Origin of the sequence: Streptomyces ortus, assembly GCF_026341275.1 — a bacterium.
Classification (GTDB): domain Bacteria; phylum Actinomycetota; class Actinomycetes; order Streptomycetales; family Streptomycetaceae; genus Streptomyces; species Streptomyces ortus.
The window spans coordinates 3,460,690-3,480,444 of record NZ_JAIFZO010000002.1 but is presented as its reverse complement, the minus strand read 5'-3'; the positions used below and the strand labels follow the sequence as shown (position 1 = coordinate 3,480,444).

Genomic DNA, 19,755 nt, shown 5'->3' with positions numbered 1-19,755 from the left:
CCGCGAGGAGCCCGCCGTCGCCGGTGCCGAAGTGCTCAACGACGTAGGCCTGAGCAGTTATGCCAACTGCGCTGCGGCCACGGCCGCTTCGGCATGAAGGCGTGCGGTGGCGAAGATCGGGACAGGACTGTCCTCGGGGCCGATGAGAAGCTCGATCTCGGTGCAGCCCAGGATGATGCCCTCCGCGCCGGCGGCAACAAGGTCGTCCATGACCTTTCGGTATGCGGCGCGAGACTCCTCCTTCACGACTCCGAGGCAGAGCTCTTCGTAGATCACTTGGTGCACTACGGCGCGACCTGCGGAATCCGGGATGAACACGTCCAGCCCACTCGCCTCAAGACGGCCCCGGTAGAAGTCCTGCTCCACGGTGAACGCCGTACCCAGTAGCCCGACACGGCTCAGACCGGAAGCCCGTACGGCGTCCGCCGTCGCCTCGGCCAGGTGGAGCAGCGGGATGGACACCGCCGCTTCGACGGCATCGGCCACCTTGTGCATCGTGTTGGTGCAGATGAGCACCAGGTCGGCGCCGGCTGCTTCCAGAGACCGAGCGGCCTCCGCAAGGATCTCGCCGGCCTCGGGCCAGCGCCCCTGGGTCTGCAACTGTTCGATCTCTGCGAAATCAACCGAGTAGAGCACGCACCGAGCTGAGTGGAGCCCGCCGAGTCGGTCGCGCGTGATCTCGTTCAGGTGTCGATAGTACTCAGCCGTCGATTCCCAGCTCATCCCGCCGATCAAACCGATGGTCTTCATCGACTCACTCCACGTTCCGTCGTCAACGGGGCCTGTTTGCAAGCTCATTGGGCTGCCATAAGCGAAGCTAGCATAACTGGGAATAGGTATAAGCGTTAGCTATCGCCCGGTGTGCTGTGCGAGTGCGCTTGCTTCCGGGGGACTCGACAAAGGGGCGTGCAATGCAGTCGCCCAACGGGGGAAGCCGTGAGCTGCTGGCGATTTCGGCGGCGATTTCGGCGTCGGCGTCGGCCGATCGGTGGGGGTAGCGGTAGAACGTTCTGTCTTTACAAGGGGAGAGGCATTCGTTAGCGTCTCCCTCAGCAGAATGACCAGTCTGCCTGAACGGACGTAGACCCTTCGTCTGACCCTGTGTTGCGTCCCAGCGCACTCGGGCAGTACGAAGGCCGTAGTGGTGTGTCTGCAACCTTGCCGCAGAGTCGGCTCGGCCGGTGTGGGTGTGATGCACCCATGCTCCGGCAGTCGGCCCGCATTACTGTCGTTGGTGTGGACAGTGAGAACAAGCTGGGTGACTATCTGCGGGCCCGGCGGGCGCTGGTCCGGCCGCAGGACGTCGGTCTGCCCGATGTCGGTCCTCGGCGGGTGCCGGGGCTCCGGCGCGACGAGGTGGCGCTGCTCGCCGGGGTGAGTACGGACTACTACATCCGGCTGGAGCAGGGCCGGGAACGGCATCCCTCCGATCAGGTGCTGCGGGCGATCGCCGGCGCGCTGCGGCTGACCGATGCGGCAGCGGAGCATTTGTTCCGTCTGGGCCTGCCGGTGTTCGGGGCGGGGGCGGCCACGTCGCTGACCGTGGCTCCGGAGCTGCTGCGGCTGATGGACGGCATGCCGGACGTGCCGGCCTTCCTGGTCGGCGCGGCGCAGGACATCCTGGGCGCGAACGCGATGGCGCGCGAGCTGTACCGCGGGTTCGCCCGATACGACAACTTGCTGCGGATGATCTTCCTGGACCCGTATGCGAGGTCGTTCTACGGGGACTGGGACGCCGCGTCGCGTCTCGCGGTGAGCAACGTGCGGGCGTCGTCCTCGCAGTTCCCCGCAGACGAGCGCATCGAGCGGGTCGTCGGTGAACTGACGGTGCACAGCCCGGCGTTCGCGAACCTGTGGGCCCGCTACGAGGTGCGTCCGCGAACCCGCGAGGAGAAGCATTTCGTCCACCCGCGGGTGGGGGAGCTGCGGCTGCACTTCGAGACCCTGGCGGTCGCGAGCGCCCCTGGCCAGCACCTGTCCGTCTACAGCGCCGAACCCGGCAGCGCCAGCCACGACGGCCTGATCCTCCTTCGGCGCCTGGCCGAGAAGTCAGCCGCCGATGTCGAGAACTCCGACCAGGAGAGCACTCTGGAAAGAGGCGACACCCGATCATGACCACGTGTGTCGCAGAGCGGGATCGAGGCGATGGTGACGGTCGCCTGGTAGGACTCGCGGGTCTTGTCACAGCGGGTGGCCAGTCCGCGTCACTGCTTGTGGTGGTTGCAGCAGCGCACGACGACGTTGCGGCGGCGGTAGACGCACCGGTCGAAGCCCTCTTTTGCCGCCGACGGCATGCTGGTGGGCCCGAACGATGGCGGAGTCGACCGACACCAGCCAGTCGATGTCCCCAGCGGACTGGGCGAGCAGCGTCCCGGCCAGGGGGCGGGGCAGCATGGGTGTCTACACGCAGCAGTGCCTGCTGCCCGCCAACTTCAGGGACGCCGCACCCAAGACCAAGCAGGCGCAGATCAACCTTTACGTCAAGCAGACGACCTCGGCCGCGGTCAAGGACAAGATCGACTCGTTCGCGACCTACGGGTTCGCCGACATCATGACCCTGACCCGACGTACTCAAGGGCATCACCGGCAAGATCACCGTCGCCACGGGGGCGACGTGTTCCTCGGCGCCCCCGCGGCTGCTCCGCGCTTCCGCTGCCGAAGGACAGCTGCGGCAGTTTGATCGTCTCTCTGCAGGTGCTGCCGAGCGGCAAGCAGAAGGTCCTCACCGGCGATGGACCAGTATCTGCTCTTCGCCCTGCAGGACGCGCTGCGGTTCGCCGATCGCGCCTGTGTCCTCAGGCACGGTGAGCTGGTGGCGCAGGGCACCTCCGAACAGCTCACCGAGCAGTTGGAGGCCCCGCATGACAGCTACTTCGACATGAGCAGTCCGCGGTAGGTGCGTTGGGCGCGCGGGGTGCGGGGTGCGGTCACAGCGTATGTCCTCGGCGCGTTTGTGCAGGGCCTGCTCCCACCGTGCTGTCGATACGTCCTGACGGTGGTTTGCTTGTGCTGATGTCTGCTGGCCGCCGGGCTGGACCCTTGTCAAGGAGATTTTTTGCTGAGCAGTGATGTTGTGGTTGTCGGTGCCGGGATGGCTGGCGCGTCGATAGCCGCGGAGTTGTCCGAGCGGTTGTCGGTGGTCGTGGTGGAAGCAGCTGCCTCGGGGGAGGAGCACAGCACGGGCCGGTCCGCTGCCGCGTACCTGCCCTCCTACGGCAGCGCTTGGGTGCGCGCACTCACCGAGGCGAGCCGCCCGCTGTTCGAAGCGATCGCCGCCGAGAACGGCGTACCGCTGTTGCAGATGCGGCCTCTGCTCTGGCTGGCGACCGACGAGCCGAGCGAGGACGCCGTTACCGAGCTGAGGCGGACCTCATCGCACACGGAGGCGCTCACCCCGGCACAGGCGCAGGCGCTCTGTCCGCCGCTGCGTGCCGAGCGGGTCCGCTCCGCCGCCGTCGACCACTCGGCTGCGGATCTGGATGTCGCCGGCCTGCACCAGAGCTACTTGAGGGCACTGCGACGGCGTGGCGCCACCGTGCTGTTCAACGCGGAGGTGCGCGACATCGCGCGGGACGGCCAGGGCTGGCGCGTCACGGCAGGAGACCACGTCATCCGGTGCGCGAAGGTGGTCAACGCCGCGGGCGCGTGGGTCGATCAGGTCGCCGCCCGCGCAGACGTCCCGCCGGTCGGCATCCGGCCCAGGCGGCGCACGGCGTTCGTCAGCCCGACCCGTTACGGCGGTGACGTCTCCGAACTGCCGTTGGCCGTGGACGCGTGTGAGCGGTGGTACGTCAAGCCGGAAGCGGGGCTGATGCTGGGCTCGCCGGCCGACGCCACGGATGTGTCTCCCGGCCGCCCGCGCCCGGACGAGCTGGAGATCGCCCGAGCACTCGAAGCCATCGAGGAGACGACCACGCTCGGATTGCGTAGTGTGCAACGCGCGTGGGCGGGACTGCGAAATTTCGTCGACGATCACGAGCCGGTGGTCGGCGCGTGGCCCACGTACGAGAACTTCTACTTCCTTGCCGGGCAGGGCGGTTACGGCATCCAGATGGCGCCGGCACTGGCCCGGCTGGCCGCGGACGTCGTTGCCGAGGGAGCGTTGTCGCCCGAGACAGCCGCGTACGGGGTCCCCATGACCGGTCTCGCCCCCTCCCGTCTGTCGCACGAAAACCGCGGCCGGTAGAGAACTGCCCGGCAGAGTCAAACAGGGGGCACGCGACCGCCTGCCCGACACCTACCGGGCCATCGGCGGCCTCGTATTCGACCGCCTCATCATCGTCCGCGAGGCGGAGGACGCTCGGGCGGGCACGTTGCTGAAACTGTTGAGCCAACTTCCCAGCGTCCCCACGAGGTCGGAGTTGTGCCGCTGGCCGTACGCGAGCAGACGGGCCACCGTTGCCATCGGTAGGTCGGCGCGATCGTCGGACAGGTCGGACAGGTCAAGGAGGAGTGCCCGGAGCGACGGGTACCTCGCTGTCGTAGGGCCGCTGCATCTCAGGACACCTTCGGGGTCGCCCGCATACCGTGGTGCACGTACGCCTCGTCGGTGGGCAACTAGTAGAACGTCACCGGGATCCAGGACGGACTGCCAGCGTACCGAACGAGGAACTCGCCCTCCGAGACGGGCATCAGCATTCACCGACACGAATGAGGCACCCGCCTCGGCGTAACAGCCGAATGCCAGGACCACGCGGGACGACGGGCGAGCGTCAGCTGTCGTACGAGAAGAGATGACCGATCGACAACGTCGTGGTAGCCGACAGGGGAGCACCGCCTTCCTCCATGCGGATGTGCGGCAGCCCCGGGTCTTGCTGGAACGTGCCGGCGAACACCTCGGCTTCGAACGCCCCGTAGCTCTGTCGTTGCTCGCGCTCCTTCACTTCCTGCCCGACGACAAGGACCCGTACGGCGTCGTGAGCACCCTGGTGAAGGCACTTCCGTCAGGCAGCTTCCTGCTTATGTCGCACGGGACAACTGATCAGCATCCGGAGTGGAAGGGAAAGACCGAAGCCGCGTACGAGCAGGGTGCGATCCCCCTCCGGTTGCGTACTCGCACTGAGGCCGAGCCCTTCTTCGAGGGCCTCGAACTCGTCGCGCCCGGACTCGTGTACGCCACCGAGTGGTACCAGGATGGCCCGGCGCCCACCCTGGAGCGATGTGGTTTCCACGTCGGAGTTGCCAGGATCCGCCGACTGGGCGGCCTGACGCGACTCGAACACCAGGGACTGGGGCGCCGCGACCGCCGCAGCCGCTGCCATGTTGTCCGGCATGGGTCCGCGCCTCGCCGAACCGTCGGCGTATCGCCTAGCGGGGCCTGAGTCCGTCGACGACGATGTCCAGCATTCGGTTCAGTTGGGGGCGCTGCTCGGGTGCGCCCGCCACGGAGAGCAGACCGGCGAGGATGCCGCCCACCTCGACCGGGTCGATGTTGCTGCGCAGTTCTCCTGCTGTGGCGCCGGCCTCAAGCACCATCGCCAGGACCTGCTGAACCTCGTCGCAGACCGGTCCGGTGCCGAAGCGGCCGGAAGCGCTCATGGCGACCAGGGCCTCGCAGACGCCGCGTCGTTCACCGGCCCAGTCGGCGAATCGGAGCATCCACGAGTGGAGGGCCTGCGCGGGCGGTTTGGTGGCCAGCAGGGTGCGCGCGTCTTCGCGCAAGGGCCGGATCTGGTCCCGGTAGACCTCTTCGACCAGGTCTTCTCGGGTGGGGAAGTGCCGGTACAGAGTGGCGTTCCCCACTCCCGCGCGTTTGGCGATCGCGTCCAGCGAGATCGCGCGTCCGGACGCGAAGGCTTCGGCGGCCGTGGCGATCAGCTGCTCGCGGTTGCGCTGCGCGTCGGCGCGCAGGGTGCTGCGTGGAGGTGTCATGACCTTCGCGATCGTAAGTGTCGGATGAGGCTCAGGAACGATTCGGGGAAGTCCCCGGTTCAGTGTACGGTGAGGCAAACGGGGAGTTCCCCGATTACGGATGATCCCACCCGTCGTTTCAGCGACGAAAGGTTTGCCATGGCTGTAGCTCTCATCACCGGGGGAACGACCGGGATCGGCAGGGCGACTGCCGAGCTGCTGCACGCCCGCGGCTACCAGGTCGCGGTCACCGGACAGCATCCCGATTCCCTCGCACGAGCAAGATCCGAACTCCCCGACGATGTGCTCGTCGTCCGATCCGACGGGCGCGTGCTCTCCGACACCGATGCCCTGATGTCAGCGGTGTCGGCGCGGTTCGGATCGCTGGACCTGCTCTTCCTCAACGCCGGGATCTTCCGCCCGGCACCGGTCGCCGAGGTGACGGAGGAATCGTTCGACGAGCACGCCGACCTCAACTTCAAGGGCCAGTACTTCACCCTCCAAAAGGCCCTTCCCCTCATGAACGACGGCGCCTCGATCGTGCTGACCGTCGGCATCGGATCCCGTCGCGGCACCCCTGGCGCCACGGTGGGGGCGGCGACACGCGGCGCGCTGCTGGCCATGCTGCCCTCGCTCGCGCTCGAACTGGCCCCGCGCAGGATTCGCGTCAACACCGTGAGCCCCGGGGCCACCGACACGCCGCTGCTCGACAAACTGGGGGTGCCCGAGAGCGGCCGGGACGCCATGCGCGCGAAGATCCCCTTCGAGCGCTTCGGATCCAGCCAGGAGGTCGCGGAAGCAGTCGCCTTCCTCGCCTCGGACGCCGCCGGCTACATCACCGGCCAGGACATCACCGTGGCCGGCGGCTACGGGCTCGGCGCCTGAAACCCCAGCGAACCGACCACCGATCCACACCTCTCGAACACCACGATCCACACCTCTCGAACGCCACGATCCACACATCTCGGACACCTCGAACCGCACCTCACCGCCACGAACCACACCTCACAGGAGAACACGATGGCACTCACTCTCGACACCTATCGGCTGCTGGGCCGTTCCGGACTCCGGGTCTCGCCGCTGGCGCTGGGCACGGCGACCTTCGGCACCGAGTGGGGCTGGGGCGCCGAGCGCGACGAGGCGCGCAAGCTCTTCGACCGCTACACCGAGCTCGGGGGCAACTTCTTCGACACCGCCAGCACCTACACCAACGGCAGCTCCGAGCGACTGCTCGGAGAATTCGCCCGCACCAACCGCGACAAGATGGTGCTGGCGACGAAGTACTCGACGCTGCGCCAGCCCGGGGACCCGAATTCCGGGGGAACCCACCGCAAGAGCATGCTGGCGTCGGTGGAAGCCAGTCTGCGGCAGCTGAACACCGACTACATCGATCTGCTCTACGTGAACGTGTGGGACTTCAGGACGCCGGTGGAGGAGATCCTGCGGGGCCTGGACGACCTGGTGAGGCAGGGCAAGGTGCTGTACGTGGCGATCTCCAGCGCCCCGGCCTGGCAGGTGTCGCGCATGCAGGCGATCGCCGACCTGCGCGGCTGGTCGCCACTGGTCGCACTGGAAACCGAGTACAGCCTGATCGAGCGCACCGCGGAGCGTGACCTGATCCCGATGGCACGCGAGATGGGACTCGGCGTGGTCCCCTTCTCTCCGTTGGGCGGCGGGGTGCTCACCGGCAAGTACAGCCGAGAGGACCAGAACGCGGCGGGCTCCGTTGTCGGCGAAACCGCCGGCAACCGCAAGAGCCTCAACGTCGCCCTGGGATGGGTCACCGACCGCAACCTTGCCATTGCCGATGCGGTGAAGGAGGTCGCCTCCGAGCTGGGCCGCACGCCCGCCCAGGTCGCACTGGCCTGGGTCCTGAACGCCCCCGGAGTGACAGCACCCATCATCGGCGCCCGCACCCTCGCGCAGCTGGAGGACAACCTGGGTGCCCTGCAGGTCGACCTGACTCCTTCTCAGCTGGCCCGCCTCCATGAGGTCAGCGCCATCGACCTCGGCAATCCGCACGGCCTGCTCGCCAGCGATCACATCCGCACAGTCACCACAGGAGACATGAAGGTCGAAACCCTCGGCTGATGCGCGTCCCGAACGGCGCGTCCAGAGAAACCGACATGCATGTGATGAGGGAACGGAGCAACTCCGGTATGGGTACGTACAGCGACAAGAACGTGGTGATCACGGGTGGCAGCAGCGGCATGGGGCTCGCGCTGGCGGAGCTGCTGGTGCAAGGCGGGGCCCGCGTGGTGATCACGGGTCGTTCTGAGGCCAAGCTTGACGCGGCACGCGAGCGGCTGGGCGAGAATGCCGTGGCCGTCCGGGCGGATGCGGCATCGCTGCCCGACCTGGATGTGCTCGCTGGCCGTATAAAGAGCGAGCTCGGCTCGATCGAGGCCTTGTTCGTCAACGCCGGCATCTCACCCCTCACGCCCCTCGGGTCGACGACCGAGGACGTGTACGACGAGCTGTTCGCGATCAACGTCAAGGGCGCCTTCTTCACTGTGCAAGAGCTCGCCCCGCTGCTGAGCGCGAACGCCGGCATCGTCCTCACCACCTCCATCGCGAACGTCATCGGCATGGCGGACACCAGCGTCTACGCGGCCGGCAAGGCGGCGCTGCGCTCGATGGCCCGCACCTTCTCCCGCGAGCTGCTTCCGCGGGGGATCCGTGTCAATGCGATCAGCCCGGGCCCCATCGACTCGGGGATTCTGGAAACGATGAACCTCACCAGAGAGGCCGCCGACCGGTTCAGGGTGGAGCGGACCGCGAGCAACCCCATGAAGCGCTACGGCACCGTCGAAGAGTTCGCCAAGGCGGCCGCATTCCTCGCCTTCGATGCCACGTACACCACCGGCATCGAACTCGCCGTGGACGGTGGCGAAACCCAGCTCTGAGCTCGTCTGCCGTCCCGCCACGGCGTAGGGCCCGCTACCACGGCGGGTTCGGGGGCCGCTGCAACACGTGGTCGTGTCGATCAGGCCGCGAGCAGTTCATGCGGACGCTCGGCACCGATGAGGAATGACCCGGGTCCGGGGCGGTGCGTGCTCGTCAGGGTGTCTTTGGGTGCGGGGCGCCCGCCGGTCGGTCGTGTGCTGTGTCCGCGGACCCGCTGTGTGAGAGTGCGGCGAGGAGTCGCAGTTTCTCGTCGCTGTCGCTGTCCTTGTCGGGGTAGTAGACGACGAGGATGACGTCGTCGATGGCGAGTTTGTCGCGGTGGAGGCGTAGTTCACCGACCACAGGGTGGTTGACGGTGGTCGTGCCTCCGTCGAGACTGCGCACGTCGTGGCGGGCCCACAGAGTACGGAACCGCTGACTGGACAGTGCGAGTTCTCCGACGAGTTCGATGAACCGGGGGTTGTCGGTGTCGTCCCCGATGGTGGTGCGAAGGGCGGCGATGAAATCGGCGGTGGCCTTCGTCCAGTCCTGCTGGAAGGCTTGTTCCTCAGGATCAAGGAGGAGAGAACGCAGCCGGTTCTGGCCGGGCCGCAGGCGGGGGGAGAGTGCCACCGCCATGGGGTTGGAGGCCAGTACATCGAACGCCCGCCCTTCGACGAACGCGGGGATCTGAAGGTGGGCGAGCAGCTCATGCACCCGCGCTGGTACGCGCTCGGGCCGCTTGCGCCGCGGCGCCCTGGGGCGTGCAGCCGCGAGGCCGAGCAGATACGTCTGCTCGACGTCGTCGAGTTGCAGGACCCGCGCGAGTGACTCGAGGACCTGCGCTGAGGGGTTCTTGTCACGTCCCCGTTCCAGTCGAAGGTAGTAGTCGGGACTGATTCCGGCGAGGAGGGCGACTTCCTCACGGCGCAGGCCGGGCACGCGGCGGTTGCCCCCCGGCGGGAGCCCCGCCTGTGCCGGGGAAACCAGTTCACGCCGGGCACGAAGGTAGCTGCCGAGCGGGTTGCCGGATTCCTCATCCTTCATACCGACACCGTATTACGGTGCGCGACTTTCAAAGGGGGCCCTGGCAGGACCAGGGAAGACGGGGGTACTGCCACGCCCGGAGGATGCCGTCAAGACTGCGATAGCACTGTCTCGAAAGAGACAGAGCACATCACTGTCTGCGCCGCCGGCCTGCATGCCGGCAGCGCCCTGGACTGACGGGAAAACCTCGTGGATCTCTCCAACCGCACCGTTCTCATCCTCGGCGGAACCTCGGGTATCGGGCGAGAGCTGGCCCGCCGGTTCGCCGCGGCGGGCAGCACCGTGGTCGTGGGCGGCCGCAACCCGGAGGCACTTTCGGAACTCGCCGAAGAAGGCTTCGGCACGATCAGCATCGACGTCACCAACGGTGCTTCCGTCGCATCCGCCCGTGACGCCGCGCTAGCCCGGTACCCCGAGCTGGACACCGTGGTGACGATGTCGGGCGTCATGCTCCTGGAGGACCTGCGCGACCCCGCGCACTTCGAGGCGGCGGCAACGACGATCGACACCAACCTGCTCGGCACCATCCGGGTCATCGATGCCTTCACCCCGCACCTGATCCGGCGGGGGAGCGGCACCTTGATCACCGTCACCTCCGGCATCGCCTTCCTGCCGTTCCCGCCCATGCCCAGTTACGCCGCCTCGAAGGCCGCGGTGCATGCCTATTCCGAGGCACTACGCGCGCAGCTCGACGGCACCGGCGTCGGCGTCGTGGAGCTCGTCCCTCCGGCTGTCGCCACTGCAGGACAGGAAAAGGTGAACCCGCACGCGCTGCCGCTCGACGACTTCGCCACCGAGGTCATGCACCTGCTCGCACAGGACCCCACCCCCCACGAGATCCTCGTGAAGGGCGTCCTCATGCACCGCTGGGCCGAGCGCGACGGCACCTACGACGACCTCGTCTCACAGCGTTCCCAGGCCCTGGCCATGCTCCCCAGCCGCCAAGGCTGACACTCTTCCCCTCCCGGGCGGCAACGGTTTCAGCGGCGGACGTTCTCCGGCTTCCTGTGCCGGGACTTCGCCGTCAGTATGAGCGTCAGCATCCGCGGTGGGGTGCCCTGCTCGGCAAGGTGGGAACAGCCTCAATCACGGGCCGCCATGGCCGGGGACGCCCGCCTTCCCCGGCCATAACGGAGGATGTGTCACCTCGTACCACGGTCCGCCTGCTCAATCAGGTCCGCGACCGCCTTGGGGTGGCTGACCATGGCGGCGTGCGAGGAGTTGATCTCGACGGTGTGCGCTCCGATACGCTCGGCCTCCCAGCGCTGGAGGTTCGTACTGTTCGCGTGGTCCTGCTTGGCGATCAGGAACCACGAGGGAATTGTCTTCCACGCGGCCGCCGTGGCCTTCTGGTTGAGGGCCGCTATGTCGATCGGCTTCTGCGTGTCCGCCATGTCGGCTGCCACAGTCGCATTGACGTCCGCGGCGAACGTCTCGCGGAACTTGGCCCGATCGATGTACGCGTCGGTGCCTCGGGTTCCGTCCGGCTTTGTGAACTCCGCCGGCTGCAACGGGAGGGACGGCGCGGGGCTGTCGACCTGGTGGGCCTTCAGGTCGGCCAAGGACTCGCCGACGTCCGGCACCGAGGCCGCCACGTAGACGAGGGCCTTGACGTCCGGGTCACCCGCGGCCGCCTGGGTGATGACTGCCCCACCGTACGAGTGACCGGCCAGGATGATCGGTCCCTTGATGCTGTTGAGGAAGTCGCGGACGTAGGCGGAGTCGCTGGGAAGGCCACGCAGCGGGTTGTTCGCGGCACGGACCGGATAGCCGTCCTTGCGCAGCTTGTCCATCGCCCCGTACCACCCGGAGGAGTCCGCGAACGCCCCGTGCACAAAGACAACGGGTCGGCTTGGGGCTGTCGGCCGACGTGTTGTCGTTCCCGACGGCATATGGGCAAGAGAGGACGTTCGGTCGAGTTCTGCTGGCGTGATGCCTCTCCCCGAAGGCGTGCCGCCCCCGCGAACGCTTCCCTCCGAGAGTCGGCGTCGACGTCGGCGCAGCGGGCGGCCGGACTCAGGATCGCGGGGCGGTGTGCCGCAGACCGTCGTAGAGCAGGTGTACTACGTCCCGGGCGGCGTCCTCCCAGCCGGGCTGACCGTGTGAGGCGCAGATGCCGCCCATGGCGCGGAATACGGTGTCCGCGGTGATGTCGGCGCGGATCGTCCCGGCGGCAACCCCGGCGGCCATCAGTTGCCCGATCGTGTCGACCATGGTCTCGCGGCCGCGGTTGAACACCGGAGAGCCGAGGTCCATCAGCGTCTTGAGCGCGGCGGCCATGCTGCGGCTGTCCACGGCGTGCTGGATCAGCTGTTCCAGGAACGCGCGCAGGGCATCGTGGGGCGGGTCGGTCGCCAGCCGGGTCTGCACGTGGGCGCACATGTCCCGCACCCGCTCGTCGTAGACCGCCTCGACGACGGCCTCACGGGTGGGGAAGTGCCGGTAGAAGGTCCCGACACCGACCCCCGCACGGCGGGCGATCTCCTCCACCCGGATGTCCGCCTCCCCGGCGGCGAAGGCCTCACGCGCGGCGCCGAGGAGCGCGTCCCGGTTGCGCCGGGCATGGGCGCGCAGGGGCCGGTCGGCCGGCGGCGTGGCGCGGTCGTCGTCCACCACCGCGAATCCTCCTCGTGTTGCTCTTCCCTGAGCCATCACCTTACCGGAATCCGGTTCCGCTAAGGTGGAGGAATCGGATTCCGGTTTGTGTCGGGCATCCGATGCGTTCTCATCCCCATCTGGCACCTCACCCCGGAGACACCGTCATGCTTCACACCACCTTCGGGCGCGGCACAGGGCTACGCGTGTCCGAACTCGCCCTCGGCACCGCCACCTTCGGCACCGGCCCGGACGCCCCCGCCCCGCCCGCCACGGCGCGGGCTGTCTTCGAGGCGTTCGCCGAGGCGGGCGGCACCTTCGTCGACACCGCCGACCGTTACCAGGGCGGGCAGTCCGAGACGGTCGTCGGCGAACTGCTGGGCGCCGACCGCGAGCGGTTCGTCCTGGCCACCAAGTACACCTCCGGCAGCGACGGGCTGAGTGGCATCGGCTCCGCCGGTAACGGCCGCAAAACAATGATCAGGTCGCTGGAGGCCAGCCTGCGGCGACTGCGGACCGACTACGTCGACGTGTTCTGGGCGCACCTGCCCGACACCGTCACCCCGGTCGAGGAAATCGTCACCGCCTTCGACGACCTGGTGCGCGCCGGCAAGATCCGTTACGGCGGCCTGTCCAACTTCCCCGCCTGGCGGGTGGCGACCGCCGCGACCCTGGCCAACCTGCGTGGCCGCACTTCCGTCCTCGGCATCCAGATCGAGTACAGCCTCGCCGAGCGCACCGGCGAGCGTGAACTGCTCCCCATGGCTGAGGCGTTCGGGCTCGGCGCCACCCTCTACTCGCCGCTGGCCGGCGGTCTGCTCACCGGCAAGTACCGTCAGGGTGACACTGACAGCCGACGCATCGAGCGCCCCGAGACCCCGCACACCACGGCCGTCCTGGACACCGTCCTTGAGATCGCCGACGAGTGTGGCGCGAGCGCCGCGCAGGTGTCCGTGGCCTGGCTGCGCGGCCGGGCGGCCCGCAGCGCGACGGCGTTGATTCCCGTGGTCGGCGCGCGCACCACAGCGCAACTCGACGGCTACCTCACCGCGCTCGACCTCGACTTGAGCCAGGAACAGTACGACCGTCTGGAGGGAGTCAGCGCCGTCGCCCAAGGTGTCCCGCACGAGGCGGTGGCCGGCGCCTTGCCCGGCATCTTCGGCGGCGACCTCGGCAAGCTGCGCCGACACCCGGTGCCAGTGATCTGATCGCGCACTGTGCGGACAGGGGGCTGCGGGCTGCGGGCTGCGGGCCTGGCGCCGACATAGCGGCGCCGAGCCAAAAAGCGTAGGTCCGACGTTGCGAGTACCGTGCCGAGGCGTGCGCAAGCGGAGCCCTCGCCCCCCGTGGGGGGCCTGCTCACGTGCGAATACTGCCGCAACCTTGGAATACGAGCCCGTTGCCAGCTCCTCCATCCGGTCGAATGCGCTCCCGCGACTTGGACGGCCCGAGGTGCACGCACCAAATCGTCGGTGCCAAGCCCCGATTGAGCTCTGTTTGAAGCCGGCTTGCTTGAAGTGTTCGGGCAGCGAACTCCTTGGACGGCCTCATGATGTCCGGCATAGGCGGCGGCTCGCGGGCCCATCAGGCTTGCCTGGTTCGCGTCCAGACTCGGCACGGCTGCGATCACTGAATCGGTGCCGGCGCAGGGCGGGACGGCTTCGGTCATGGCGTCCTCCACCTGGAGGAGAGCGTTCCTCGGTCAATCATCACGACAATGACCACGTCCGCAACGGACGCAGTCCCCACCCGCTGCGCTCATGATGCCGGCTCAGACGCTCACAGTCGGGGGAAGATGCATGACGCGGTTGAGTCCGCCGTCGACCGTGATGGCTGCACCGTTGACGTAACTGGCTTCAGAGCTGGCCAGAAAGGCCACGACGGCGGCGATTTCCTCGGGGGTTCCCATGCGGCGCATGAGAATGTGCGCCGAGTACGTCTCGACGGCGCCCGAGTTATCGCCCATGAAGCCGGTCATGCCTGTCGGGTAGTCCACGCCTGGGTGCACCGTATTCGAGCGAATGCCCTTCGCGCCGTTTTCGATCGCGTGCGTTCGCCGGCCTGGCCAGTGGTCTGGTCTCCGCGACTCTTCAGATCAGCGCCGCGCTGTCAGTAGCGATCATCGGCGGCATCTTCTTCACGGCCGCCGACGCGTACGGGTCGACCCCGGCCATCACCATCGTGTCGATCCTCATCGCCGTGCTGCTGTTCGTCTCCGCTCTGCTGTCGCTACGGGCTGAGCGGGCCCCCGCCCTGGAGACCCCTTCGAAGATCGTCGACGCACATGGCCCCCAGTCGCCTGACATCAAGGAAGCACAGGCCCTCTCCCGGGTACAGGATCAGTGAATGGCGATCTGCGTACGCCGACGCCGTTCGGCACCACCTTCATGACGGGCGGAATCCCTGTTCTTCTGCCTGACCAGCGGGTTTCAGGCGTGCCTGAAGGGTCTCGCGCCGCCGCTGCCATCTGCGCCATGGTGTGGACGTGATCCGCGTACGGACCGACCTACGTACGGGCCGGTCACCGTACGTCCTGGCGCCAGGGCCGATGGCCACGACCAGAAACAGGGGAACGACATGCACAAGAAGACCGCTGCAACCCTCGCAACCGCCGCTGCGATGCTCGGTGTCATCGCTTCGGCCCCCACCGCCTCTGCCGAAGCCAATCCACCCGGATGTCCCAAGGGGTACTTCTGCGCCTACAGCGGACCGGATCAGACCGGAACGCTCGTGCTGAAGACGGCGGGCAACTGGAGCGGCCAGGTGGGCTTCCGATCCGTCTTCAACAACGGCTACGCGTTCCCGGGAGCCGACCACGTCGACATGACATACGTGTACGAGGGGGACTCCACCGTCACCAGTTGTTTCCACTACAACCCCGGGCCTGGCCAGTACAAGTGGACCGCTCCCTACACGGAGGTCGTGTACGGCGTCCGCTGGCGAGGCGAGTGCTGACGCGAACACCCGCAGCGTAGAGGGCTGATCGCCGGGGCCGACTGTGCCTCCTTCAAGGGTTTTCGACAGCAGTGGTGTCCACCGCCCTTCGGTGGCAGTGCCTCGGCGACGGTGGCCTCCGTCGCCGAGGCACTGCCGGAATCAGTTGAGGACCCGCTCCACGAACGCGTCGAGGTTGCCGCGCAGGCGCTCGATCTGCTGCTCGACGGTGAGGGACTCCTCCATGCGTGCGCCGGGTGCCGCCTTCTTCTTGCCCCGTACGTACAAGGAGCAGTCGAGGTCGGCGCAGATGTAGAGGCCCACCGAATTGCCTCCGCGGCCGGCCGGGCCCGCCTTGAGGGCGGTCATGAGGGAGACGCCGTTGCCGGGATGGGTGGTCAGGCACAGCGAGCACAGGCTGCGGCGCAGGAAGCCGCGGCTGCCGGAGACGGAGCGCAGGGACAGGCCGATGAGCTCATCGCCGCGTTCGACGACGAGATACCGGCGATCGGGCGCGGACAGATCGAACCAGCCCAGGAAGTCCAGGTCGTCCCAGTGGTCGAAGTCCGCCAGGTTCCTGGGCAGGGGAAGGCGTTTGGCCTCGCCCTTCGAGCAGTTGACGAACGAGGTACGGATGTCGTGCTCGGTCAGGGGTTTCATGCAGGATCCTTCGTGGGGGTGAGGTGGACGGTGGCGGGACGCGGCTCCGGCTCGCTAAGCCGGTGTGTCGTCAGGCCGGTGTGTCGTCCCTGGCACGCTTGGGTGTCTGGGGCCGTACGGTGAGGCCCGCGACCAGGGCGGCGAGGAGCAGGACGCCCGCCGAGCACCGGTAGGCGACGGAGAAGCCGTGCACCATGCCTTCGTGGAGGGCCGCGCCACCGTGGGCCGGATCGTGCGTGCGTGAGTGGACGTAGCGGCTGGTGGCCCCGGTGGCGATGGTGTTGAGCAGTACGGTGCCCAGCGAAGCACCCATCTGCTGAACGGTGTTGAGGACGGCCGAGGCCACACCGGCATCCTGGGCGGGCACGCCGGCGGTGGCGGTCGCGTAGACCGGCATGAAGGTCAGGCCCATGCCCAGACCGAGCAGCAGCAGGGCGGGCAGCACGTGCGAGATGTACTGCGCACGCACGCTCAGGGTGCTGAGCAGCACCATGCCGGTGGCGGCCAGCACCATGCCGGACGACATCAAGATGCGCGGCGCCGTGCGTGGCAGGAGGCGGGCCGCGATCTGGGTCGCGCCGATGACGATGCCGGCCGAGATCGGCACGAAGGCCAGGCCCGTGCGCACCGGCGGATAGCCGAGGGCGACCTGCAGGTAGTACGTCAGGAACAAGAAGACGCCGAACATGCCGATGGTGGCCAGGCCCATCGTCGCGAGCGATCCGGCCCGGACCCGGTCCTTGACGATACGCAGCGGCAGCAGCGGGCACGCCGCACGGCTCTGCCACCACACGAAGGCGGCGAGCAGGAGCACGCCGGCCGCGAGCAGTGTGAGGACCGACGGGCTGGTCCAGCCGCGGGGTTCGGCCTCGCTGAAGCCGTACACGAGGGCGACGAGTCCGCCGCAGCCCAGCAGCGCGCCCGGCACGTCCAGGTGGCCGCCCGGGCGGGCGGAGCGGTCGCGCAGGAAGGCCGGTGCGCCGAGCAGGGCGGCCAGCGCGATGGGGACGTTGACGTACAGGGACCAGCGCCAGTTCAGGCACTCGGTCAGCAGACCGCCCACGATCAGGCCGACCGCGCTGCCGCCGCCGGCCAGTGCGCCGTAGACGCCGAACGCCCTGGCCCGCTCCTTGGGGTCGGTGAACGTCGTCGTCAGCAGGGACAGGGCGGAGGGTGCCAGGAGTGCCGCGAACGCGCCTTGCAGGGCCCGCGCCGCGAACAGCATGCCGGGGCCGGTTGCCGCGCCGCCGAGCGCGGAGGCCGCGGCGAACCCGGCCAGGCCGATGACGAAGGTGCGTTTGCGGCCCACCAGATCGGCGATCCGGCCGCCGAGCAGCAGCAGTCCGCCGAAGGCCAGCGTGTAGGCGGTGATCACCCACTGCCGGTCGCCGTCCGACATGCCCAGAGCGTGCTGGGCGGAGGGCAGTGCGATGTTCACGATGGTGCCGTCGAGGATCACCATCAACTGGGCGAGGGCGATGACGGCCAGCGCCCACCAGCGCTTGGGATCGGGTGCCGATTGCGGGGAATGGCCGGTGGTGGTGCGGGGGGCGGAGGGGAGGGATCTCCCTCCGGGACGTTCGGGGCGGTTCTTGCTCATGGCGATCACGCACGTTTCGTGTCGAAGTGCTGTCGAGTCAGCCGGCCGGGGACGGTCGCAGGGGTGACGACGGGCCGGTGCACGCAGCACGGGGACACGGCAGGGCGAGGGGGCAGGGGGAACCGCGGACAGCACCCGGGGCCTGCCTCACCAGCCGTGTGTCACACACGCCGGCGCTCTTGCGGGTCGTGAGACGGAGTACGCCTGGATCACGGTGACCAGCAAAAGAAGGGCCCGTCTTCGGGCGCGCGCTCCCACCGGCCGCGTGGCGAGGAACCGCGCAGGCCAGGACATCTCGTGACCCGGCATCTCAGAAAGACGCCGAAGACAAGAAACAGAAAAAGGGGGGAGAGTTACCGCGCGCCGCAGAGGAGGGAGGGCACACGGCCGGAGGCAACTATGGCCGCAACGCATTCAGCACGGTCCATGTCTCTCGCCTCCTTCCGGGCAGGGCACGCGGTGCGTGTCGACGCCGAGCGCGCCGAACGGGGCGGCAGTGGACCTGCCGCGGAATCCCGGACAGGCTATCCCATCGACGCCACCGCGCAAACGGAATTGCCGACCGGCCGGCTTGTTCAGGAAGCATGCGATCAGTACAGGCGACAGGCGAGGTGCGACGTGTGCCACGGGCCACCTGGGCAGCGCCAAGGCCTGCGTCGGCGCCCGCCGGGCTGCCACTCAGGGCGAGAGCCAGCCCGGCGGGGGAGTTCACCTCACTACGACATTGTCCCCGGCCGAAGTCGACGGCCCGGTCGTGGTGTTGCCGTAGTACACCCAGCGCCATGTGCCGCTCTGGGATGCCTTCACGGTGGTCTTGAGGTTGCCCGAGCCGTTCGCGTACACCTTCTTCACCGTGGTGTAGGAGGCGGCTCCGGTGGGCTTGAACTGGAGGCTCACCAGGCGGCCTTCGTAGGAGGCGTACTTCCTGGTCTCCCAGTTGGCTCGCGTGACCTTTCCGGTCACGGTGAGGGTGCTGCCCTTGGTCACCGGCTCGGGTGAGGCGTTCACGGTCAGCCGGGAGTTGCGCTTGACGTAGGCAGTGAGGCCCTCGTCATCGGTGTCACCGCCGCCGCCCTGGAAGTACACCTCGGCCGCGACCTTCCAGGCTCCGGCCTCGCTGTTGTGCATGTCCCACTCACTCGGGTCGAAGAACATCGTCTCCGTGAAGTCGCAGACACCCGAGCTCACCTGGTTGCAGTCACTCGTCTCGATGGCGTGCCAGAGCCGTTCATCCGCACTGCCGCGGTACAGGAACACCGCGGGCCACTTGTACGCGTGGGTCGTCGCCATCCGGAAGGAGGTGGGCACCGCGACCTCCTTCGACACTCCGATCACGATCGGCTTGCCGCCGTTCACCTGGACGCGGGTGAACGAGACCCCGCCTTCGGCCGCACCGGCCGGCACCGCCGCCACACCCGTGAACACCGCGGCCGCGCCACCGGCCACGACGGCTCTCCAGAACTTCTTCCCCACCTGATCCCCGATCTCTGTGTACCGAAAGGCGCCGGAGAATGATCCTCCGACGCGTTCTTCAGACAGCCGTGATCCACAGGGAGTTGTACACCCGTCGATCACGATCGGGCATCATCGGAGAAGGCCGATCCCGAGCGGTTGGGTGGGGGATCGATGCCCCATTATCTCGGGTTGAAGGGGCGTGGAGATGCGCACCGCTGACCCGGCGCGTCCCGCTGTCGGCACCGGGCGTCAGTGGATGTCGTGGTCGGGGTGGGTCCGGTCGTACGCCTGTCGTGACTCGGCGATATCGGCACGGTGGGCGAGGGACCAGTCCGCGAGTGCCTTGACCAGGTGCGTCAGGTCGGCTCCTGTCCCGGTCAGGCGGTAGTCGACCTGGGCCGGGACCGTCGGATAGACGGTGCGGAGCACGAGGCCGTCCCGTTCGAGCCTGCGGACCGTGAGGGTGAGCATGCGCTGGGAGATGCCCTCGACGGCGCGCTGCAGTTCGCGGAAGCGGCGCGGCCCGCCCGCGAGTTCGACGACCACGAGCACCGACCACTTGTCGCCGATGCGGTCCAGCACATCGCGTATGCCGCAGTCGGGGTGCTCTTCGCGGCCACAGGGGTCGAGAGCTGCGGGGGTGGTTACCCCGGTGTGCGTGAGTGACATCGAACTGCCTTCTTGTGGCCGGTGGGCGTGCGATCAAGGATCAAGCGTAATGACCGACC

The 19,755-nt window shown here is 68.0% G+C and carries 21 protein-coding genes and 1 pseudogene; 12 read left to right on the top strand and 10 right to left on the bottom strand.

Annotation, left to right across the window (positions count from 1 at the left end):
• Positions 1-57: 57 nt before the first annotated feature.
• Positions 58-750, bottom strand: coding sequence for an aspartate/glutamate racemase family protein (locus K3769_RS18690; RefSeq protein WP_267027546.1), 693 nt, complete (start codon positions 748-750; stop codon positions 58-60).
• Positions 751-1,236: 486 nt separating this feature from the next.
• Between K3769_RS18690 and K3769_RS18685 the strand changes: the two genes are divergently transcribed.
• From K3769_RS18685 to K3769_RS18665, 5 genes and pseudogenes are all read left to right on the top strand, one after another.
• A complete protein-coding gene (locus K3769_RS18685; RefSeq protein WP_267027545.1) occupies positions 1,237-2,115 on the top strand; it encodes a helix-turn-helix domain-containing protein in 879 nt (292 codons plus the stop codon).
• A gap of 196 nt (positions 2,116-2,311) precedes the next feature.
• Positions 2,312-2,680, top strand: a complete 369-nt coding sequence (locus K3769_RS18680; RefSeq protein ID WP_267027544.1) for a hypothetical protein — start codon at positions 2,312-2,314, stop codon at positions 2,678-2,680.
• Positions 2,681-2,731: 51 nt separating this feature from the next.
• Positions 2,732-2,896 carry a hypothetical protein gene (locus K3769_RS18675; protein WP_267027543.1) on the top strand — a complete coding sequence of 55 codons (165 nt, stop codon included), beginning with the start codon at positions 2,732-2,734 and terminating at the stop codon, positions 2,894-2,896.
• Between the two features lie 177 nt (positions 2,897-3,073).
• Positions 3,074-4,186, top strand: coding sequence for an NAD(P)/FAD-dependent oxidoreductase (locus tag K3769_RS18670; RefSeq protein ID WP_267031433.1), 1,113 nt, complete (start codon positions 3,074-3,076; stop codon positions 4,184-4,186).
• 577 nt (positions 4,187-4,763) lie between these two features.
• Positions 4,764-5,189: pseudogene (locus tag K3769_RS18665) on the top strand (SAM-dependent methyltransferase); the annotation flags it as partial.
• A 118-nt stretch (positions 5,190-5,307) separates the two neighbouring features.
• Here K3769_RS18665 and K3769_RS18660 read toward each other — a convergent pair.
• On the bottom strand, positions 5,308-5,871 hold the full coding sequence (locus K3769_RS18660; protein WP_267027542.1) for a TetR/AcrR family transcriptional regulator: 564 nt from the start codon (positions 5,869-5,871) through the stop codon (positions 5,308-5,310).
• Positions 5,872-6,009: 138 nt separating this feature from the next.
• On the opposite strand from K3769_RS18660, the gene K3769_RS18655 reads away from it, so the two are divergent.
• From K3769_RS18655 to K3769_RS18645, 3 genes are all read left to right on the top strand, one after another.
• Positions 6,010-6,735 carry an SDR family oxidoreductase gene (locus K3769_RS18655; protein ID WP_267027541.1) on the top strand — a complete coding sequence of 242 codons (726 nt, stop codon included), beginning with the start codon at positions 6,010-6,012 and terminating at the stop codon, positions 6,733-6,735.
• A gap of 135 nt (positions 6,736-6,870) precedes the next feature.
• Positions 6,871-7,941 (top strand): aldo/keto reductase, encoded by a 1,071-nt coding sequence (locus tag K3769_RS18650; protein WP_267027540.1) that lies wholly within the window; start codon positions 6,871-6,873, stop codon positions 7,939-7,941.
• 68 nt (positions 7,942-8,009) lie between these two features.
• A complete protein-coding gene (locus tag K3769_RS18645) occupies positions 8,010-8,756 on the top strand; it encodes an SDR family oxidoreductase (protein ID WP_267027539.1) in 747 nt (248 codons plus the stop codon).
• 154 nt (positions 8,757-8,910) lie between these two features.
• On the opposite strand, the gene K3769_RS18640 is transcribed toward K3769_RS18645, so the two are convergent.
• On the bottom strand, positions 8,911-9,783 hold the full coding sequence (locus tag K3769_RS18640) for a helix-turn-helix domain-containing protein (protein ID WP_267027538.1): 873 nt from the start codon (positions 9,781-9,783) through the stop codon (positions 8,911-8,913).
• Between the two features lie 189 nt (positions 9,784-9,972).
• Here K3769_RS18640 and K3769_RS18635 point away from each other — a divergent pair, with 189 nt between their 5' ends.
• Positions 9,973-10,734: an SDR family oxidoreductase gene (locus tag K3769_RS18635; RefSeq protein WP_267027537.1), complete on the top strand. Its 762-nt coding sequence runs from the start codon at positions 9,973-9,975 to the stop codon at positions 10,732-10,734.
• A gap of 191 nt (positions 10,735-10,925) precedes the next feature.
• Here the strand turns inward: K3769_RS18635 and K3769_RS18630 are convergent, their stop codons facing one another.
• Both K3769_RS18630 and K3769_RS18625 read right to left on the bottom strand, forming a co-directional pair.
• The gene (locus tag K3769_RS18630; RefSeq protein ID WP_267027536.1) at positions 10,926-11,675 is read right to left on the bottom strand and encodes an alpha/beta hydrolase; all 750 of its coding nucleotides are present in this window, start codon (positions 11,673-11,675) and stop codon (positions 10,926-10,928) included.
• A gap of 124 nt (positions 11,676-11,799) precedes the next feature.
• The gene (locus tag K3769_RS18625) at positions 11,800-12,399 is read right to left on the bottom strand and encodes a TetR/AcrR family transcriptional regulator (RefSeq protein ID WP_267027535.1); all 600 of its coding nucleotides are present in this window, start codon (positions 12,397-12,399) and stop codon (positions 11,800-11,802) included.
• A 146-nt stretch (positions 12,400-12,545) separates the two neighbouring features.
• Here K3769_RS18625 and K3769_RS18620 point away from each other — a divergent pair, with 146 nt between their 5' ends.
• Positions 12,546-13,586: an aldo/keto reductase gene (locus tag K3769_RS18620; protein ID WP_267027534.1), complete on the top strand. Its 1,041-nt coding sequence runs from the start codon at positions 12,546-12,548 to the stop codon at positions 13,584-13,586.
• 563 nt (positions 13,587-14,149) lie between these two features.
• On the opposite strand, the gene K3769_RS18615 is transcribed toward K3769_RS18620, so the two are convergent.
• A complete protein-coding gene (locus K3769_RS18615) occupies positions 14,150-14,374 on the bottom strand; it encodes an SDR family oxidoreductase (RefSeq protein ID WP_267027533.1) in 225 nt (74 codons plus the stop codon).
• Between the two features lie 185 nt (positions 14,375-14,559).
• On the opposite strand from K3769_RS18615, the gene K3769_RS18610 reads away from it, so the two are divergent.
• Positions 14,560-14,724, top strand: a complete 165-nt coding sequence (locus K3769_RS18610) for a hypothetical protein (RefSeq protein WP_267027532.1) — start codon at positions 14,560-14,562, stop codon at positions 14,722-14,724.
• A 231-nt stretch (positions 14,725-14,955) separates the two neighbouring features.
• The gene (locus K3769_RS18605; RefSeq protein WP_267027531.1) at positions 14,956-15,333 is read left to right on the top strand and encodes a peptidase inhibitor family I36 protein; all 378 of its coding nucleotides are present in this window, start codon (positions 14,956-14,958) and stop codon (positions 15,331-15,333) included.
• Between the two features lie 141 nt (positions 15,334-15,474).
• Here the strand turns inward: K3769_RS18605 and K3769_RS18600 are convergent, their stop codons facing one another.
• From K3769_RS18600 to K3769_RS18585, 4 genes are all read right to left on the bottom strand, one after another.
• Complete coding sequence (locus tag K3769_RS18600) at positions 15,475-15,972, bottom strand: FBP domain-containing protein (RefSeq protein ID WP_267027530.1); 498 nt, start codon at positions 15,970-15,972, stop codon at positions 15,475-15,477.
• Between the two features lie 70 nt (positions 15,973-16,042).
• The gene (locus K3769_RS18595) at positions 16,043-17,572 is read right to left on the bottom strand and encodes an MFS transporter (protein WP_267027529.1); all 1,530 of its coding nucleotides are present in this window, start codon (positions 17,570-17,572) and stop codon (positions 16,043-16,045) included.
• 708 nt (positions 17,573-18,280) lie between these two features.
• Positions 18,281-19,045: a hypothetical protein gene (locus K3769_RS18590; RefSeq protein WP_267027528.1), complete on the bottom strand. Its 765-nt coding sequence runs from the start codon at positions 19,043-19,045 to the stop codon at positions 18,281-18,283.
• A gap of 231 nt (positions 19,046-19,276) precedes the next feature.
• A complete protein-coding gene (locus K3769_RS18585; RefSeq protein WP_267027527.1) occupies positions 19,277-19,696 on the bottom strand; it encodes a winged helix-turn-helix transcriptional regulator in 420 nt (139 codons plus the stop codon).
• Positions 19,697-19,755: the final 59 nt, after the last annotated feature.

What these genes read in the sequence shown, in the direction of transcription:
- K3769_RS18645 (WP_267027539.1), top strand. Translation starts at nt 8,010, where the DNA reads ATGGGTACGTACAGCGACAAGAACGTGGTGATCACGGGTGGCAGCAGC.
- K3769_RS18600 (WP_267027530.1), bottom strand. Translation starts at nt 15,972, where the DNA reads ATGAAACCCCTGACCGAGCACGACATCCGTACCTCGTTCGTCAACTGC.
- K3769_RS18605 (WP_267027531.1), top strand. Translation starts at nt 14,956, where the DNA reads ATGCACAAGAAGACCGCTGCAACCCTCGCAACCGCCGCTGCGATGCTC.
- K3769_RS18585 (WP_267027527.1), bottom strand. Translation starts at nt 19,696, where the DNA reads ATGTCACTCACGCACACCGGGGTAACCACCCCCGCAGCTCTCGACCCC.
- K3769_RS18640 (WP_267027538.1), bottom strand. Translation starts at nt 9,783, where the DNA reads ATGAAGGATGAGGAATCCGGCAACCCGCTCGGCAGCTACCTTCGTGCC.
- K3769_RS18660 (WP_267027542.1), bottom strand. Translation starts at nt 5,871, where the DNA reads ATGACACCTCCACGCAGCACCCTGCGCGCCGACGCGCAGCGCAACCGC.
- K3769_RS18650 (WP_267027540.1), top strand. Translation starts at nt 6,871, where the DNA reads ATGGCACTCACTCTCGACACCTATCGGCTGCTGGGCCGTTCCGGACTC.
- K3769_RS18595 (WP_267027529.1), bottom strand. Translation starts at nt 17,572, where the DNA reads ATGAGCAAGAACCGCCCCGAACGTCCCGGAGGGAGATCCCTCCCCTCC.
- K3769_RS18655 (WP_267027541.1), top strand. Translation starts at nt 6,010, where the DNA reads ATGGCTGTAGCTCTCATCACCGGGGGAACGACCGGGATCGGCAGGGCG.
- K3769_RS18620 (WP_267027534.1), top strand. Translation starts at nt 12,546, where the DNA reads ATGCTTCACACCACCTTCGGGCGCGGCACAGGGCTACGCGTGTCCGAA.
- K3769_RS18690 (WP_267027546.1), bottom strand. Translation starts at nt 750, where the DNA reads ATGAAGACCATCGGTTTGATCGGCGGGATGAGCTGGGAATCGACGGCT.
- K3769_RS18630 (WP_267027536.1), bottom strand. Translation starts at nt 11,675, where the DNA reads ATGCCGTCGGGAACGACAACACGTCGGCCGACAGCCCCAAGCCGACCC.
- K3769_RS18675 (WP_267027543.1), top strand. Translation starts at nt 2,732, where the DNA reads ATGGACCAGTATCTGCTCTTCGCCCTGCAGGACGCGCTGCGGTTCGCC.
- K3769_RS18680 (WP_267027544.1), top strand. Translation starts at nt 2,312, where the DNA reads ATGGCGGAGTCGACCGACACCAGCCAGTCGATGTCCCCAGCGGACTGG.